Origin of the sequence: Actinomadura sp. GC306 (assembly GCF_004348665.1) — a bacterium.
Lineage (GTDB): Bacteria > Actinomycetota > Actinomycetes > Streptosporangiales > Streptosporangiaceae > Spirillospora.
In genome coordinates, this window is sequence record NZ_SMKM01000444.1 from 1 (window position 1) to 3,045 (window position 3,045).

Annotated in this window: 1 protein-coding gene; it reads left to right on the plus strand. The window is 78.7% G+C overall.

Annotated elements, in window-relative coordinates:
• Positions 1–86: 86 nt before the first annotated feature.
• The gene (locus E1200_RS35325; protein ID WP_131956343.1) at positions 87–3,032 is read left to right on the plus strand and encodes a helix-turn-helix transcriptional regulator; all 2,946 of its coding nucleotides are present in this window, start codon (positions 87–89) and stop codon (positions 3,030–3,032) included.
• Positions 3,033–3,045: the final 13 nt, after the last annotated feature.

The window sequence follows — 3,045 nt, forward strand, 5'->3', positions numbered from 1 at the left end:
CCCGGGCCCCGGATCCCCCTCGGATCCGGGGCCCGGTCATGTCCGGCCGGTGGGATACTGGGCCGGATGACCGGAGGGGCGGCCCGATGCTGATCGGCAGGACGGCCGAGTTCGCGGAGCTGACCGCCGCGCTGGACCGGGCCGCCGGCGGCGACGCCGGGCTCGTGCTCGTCAGCGGCGACGCCGGGGTCGGCAAGACGCACCTGGTGACCGCGCTCACCGGCACCGCCCGGGACCGGGGGTACGCCGTCCTGGTCGGGCAGTGCGCCGAGCTCGGCGAGACCATGCCGTACCTGCCGCTCACCGACGCGTTGTGGGGCGCGGCGCACGGCGGCGGCCCCGAGGCGGACGAGGTCCGCGCCGCGGTCGCCGCCCGTCCCGTGCTGGGCCGGCTGCTGCCGGACGGCGGCGGCGACCCGGACGCGGCGTCCGAGCTGAACCAGCAGCGGCTCTTCGGGGCCGTGCTCGGGCTCCTCGGCGAACTCGGCGCGGAGCGGCCGGTCCTCCTCGTCCTGGAGGACCTGCACTGGGCCGACCGGTCGACCCGGCACCTGCTGACGTTCCTCGGCCGCGTCCTCCAGCGCGAGCGGGTGTGCCTCGTCGGCACCTACCGGTCGGACGACCTGCACCGCCGCCACCCGCTGCGGCCGGTGGTGGCGGAGCTGCTGCGGCTGCCGAACGCGGCCGGCGTCCAGGTCCCCGCGTTCGGGCCGGGCGAGACCGCCGAGTACCTCGCCGAGCTGGCGCGCCGGTCCGCCGCCGCGCCGGTGCCCGGGGAGGTCGCCGCGCGGGTGCACCGCCGGTCGGAGGGCAACCCCTTCTACGCCGCCGAGCTGTACTCCGCCGGGCTCGGCTCCCCCGGCAGTGAGTCGGCGGGGCTCCCGTCCGGGCTCGCCGACCTGCTGCTGTCGCGGGTGGACCGGCTGTCGGAGACCGGCCGGCGGGTCGTGCGGGCCGCCGCGGTCGCCGGGCGCCGCATCGACGACGAGCTCGTCCGGCGCGTGTCGGGGCTGGACGAGGCCGCGGCGGGCGAGGCGCTGCGGGAGGTCGTCTCGCACCAGCTGCTCGTCCCGGCCGGGGACGGGTACACGTTCCGGCACGCGCTGCTGCGCGAGGCCGTCTACGCCGACCTGCTGCCGGGCGAGCGGACCCGGCTGCACGCCGCCTTCGCGCGGCTGCTCGCCGAGGGGCCCGACGGGGCGTGCGGCCCCGCGGCGGAACTGGCGCACCACAGCCTCGCCGCGCACGACCTGCCCGCCGCGTTCGCCGCGTCGGTGCGCGCCGCGCGGGACGCCGCCCGGCTCGGCGCGCCCGCCGAGGCGGCCGAGCACTACGAGCGGGCGCTGGAGCTGTGGGACGCGGTGCCCGGCGCCGAGGACGCCGCCGGGACCGACCGGGTGCGGCTGGCGCTGGCCGCCGCGCAGGCCGCCGCCGGGGCCGGTGACCTGCGCCGCGCCGTGCAGCAGCTGCGGCGGCTGCTGGAGGCGGCCGACCCGGCGGACGCGGCGCTCGGCTCCCGGATCCGCGAGCAGCTCGCCACCCACCTCGGGGAGCTGGACGACTACGGATCGGCCGTGGCGGTGGCGCGGGAGGCGGTCGCGATGCTGCCCGCCGACCCGCCGACCGTCGAGCGCGCCGAGGCCCTCGCCACCTACGCGCGGATCCTGCTCTACCGCGACGACGACGGCGAGCTGCCCGGCGCGGCGGAGCGGGCCGTCGCCGAGGCCCGCGCCGCCGGGGCGGCCGGCGCCGAGGCGAGCCTGCTGGTGACGCTCGGCGTCTTCCGGGAGGCGGGCGAGGCCGACTCCGGCGTCGCGGAGGTGTTCGCGCGGGCCCGCGACCTGTCCGCCGGAGAGGGCGGGAACCCGCTGGTGGCGGGACGCGCCGCGTTCCACTACGCCCGCACGAAGTTCGACCGCGGCGACCTCGCGGGCGCGGCGCGCGCCGCCGAGGAGGGCGTGCGGTACGCGCTGGACAACGGCCTCGGCTGGAGCACCTACGGAGTCGTCCTGCGGTCCCTGCGGTACCTGATCCACTACACGGCGGGGAACTGGGCGGAGGCGAACCGACTCGCCGCGGACTTCGCGGTCCAGGTCGTCCGGCCGCAGGAGGCGCAGATCTCCGCCTACGCGCTGTTCACCGACGTCGCCCAGGGCAGCCCGGCCGCGGACGAGCGGCTGCGCTGGATCATCCCGCTGCTGGACGAGGACCTTTTCCTCAACTACCTCGGGCGGGGCCTGGCCGCCGAGCACGCGCTGTGGAACGGCGATCCCGAGGCGGCCGCCGGGCACATCGGCAAGATTCTCGGGACGATCTACGGCACCTCGGTCGGCGTCATCCGGCCGGCCGCCGCGGGGCTGTGGGCGCAGGCCGAGATCGCGGCGCGCGCCCGCGCCGCCGGCGACGCCGCCGCCGCGCGGAAGGCGGCCGAGACCGCCGACGACCTGCTCGCCCGGGTCCGGCAGGGCGCCGCGTACACGACCAACGGGCGCCGGCGCGCCTGGATGGGCCTCGAAGCGCACGCGTGGCTGGCCCGCGCGGAGGCGGAGCGGCGCCGCGTCGACGGCGTCCACGACGTGGACCTGTGGCGGAAGGCCGCCGAGCTGTTCGCCTACGGCGACCCGGACGGCGGGTTCGGCTACGAGGTGGCGCGGTCGCGGTGGCGGCTCGCCGAGGCCCTCGCCGAGCACGGCGACCGGGACGGCGCGGCCGGGCAGTGGCGGGCGGCGGTCCGCACCGCCGAACGGCTCGGCGCCGCGCCGCTGCTGGCCGCGCTGCACGACCTCGGCACCCGGGCGCGGCTCGGCTCCCCGCGTCCCGCGCCCGCGGCGCCCGGCCCGCTGGGCGCGCTGACCGCGCGGGAGCGGGAGGTGCTGAAGCTGGTCGCGGAGGGCCGCAACAACCGGGAGATCGCAGCGGCGCTGTTCATCTCCCCCAAGACGGCGAGCGTCCACGTCTCGAACATCCTCGCCAAGCTGAACGTCGCGAGCCGCACCCAGGCCGCCGCCGTGGCCCACCGCGAAGGCATCTGACCCGCCCCCGCCC

What these genes read in the sequence shown, in the direction of transcription:
- E1200_RS35325 (WP_131956343.1), top strand. Translation starts at nt 87, where the DNA reads ATGCTGATCGGCAGGACGGCCGAGTTCGCGGAGCTGACCGCCGCGCTG.